Raw genomic sequence first — 444 nt, 5'->3', positions numbered from 1 at the left:
CGCTCGGTTCGTAGCCGAGTACTCTATCCAGCTGAGCTATGAGTCCGTGGTGGTAGTTTTAGACCAGATTACCACTGGTTTCGAAGCTTCTCTTCTTGAGGATTTCTCGACAAGCAAAGCCACTTCAGAAAGTGGCGGACTCAGGAGGATTCGAACCTCCGACCGCTCGGTTCGTAGCCGAGTACTCTATCCAGCTGAGCTATGAGTCCGTGTCTTGCCGCGCATTATAGTTCGCTAAACCGTTTTGCCAAGTACTTTTTCGTTTAATTTCAACGACTTAAGCATTTTGACCAGTTACAGCGCCCTACACGAAGAATGGCGGTGAAGGGGGGATTCGAACCCCCGATACCCTTATGAGGTATACTCCCTTAGCAGGGGAGCGCCTTCGGCCACTCGGCCACCTCACCGCAACACGGGGCGTATATTAACCAGACCCCTCCCCGT

Annotated in this window: 2 tRNA genes; both read right to left on the bottom strand. The window is 52.5% G+C overall.

Going from position 1 to position 444, the window contains the following annotated elements:
- Positions 1-132: 132 nt before the first annotated feature.
- Positions 133-209: transfer RNA gene (locus VA602_RS16060), tRNA-Arg, on the bottom strand.
- A 107-nt stretch (positions 210-316) separates the two neighbouring features.
- Positions 317-407 (bottom strand) — tRNA-Ser (locus VA602_RS16055).
- Positions 408-444: the final 37 nt, after the last annotated feature.

The organism is Pseudomonas machongensis (assembly GCF_034961125.1).
GTDB lineage: Bacteria > Pseudomonadota > Gammaproteobacteria > Pseudomonadales > Pseudomonadaceae > Aquipseudomonas > Aquipseudomonas machongensis.
This window is presented reverse-complemented; position numbering and strand designations above follow the sequence as displayed.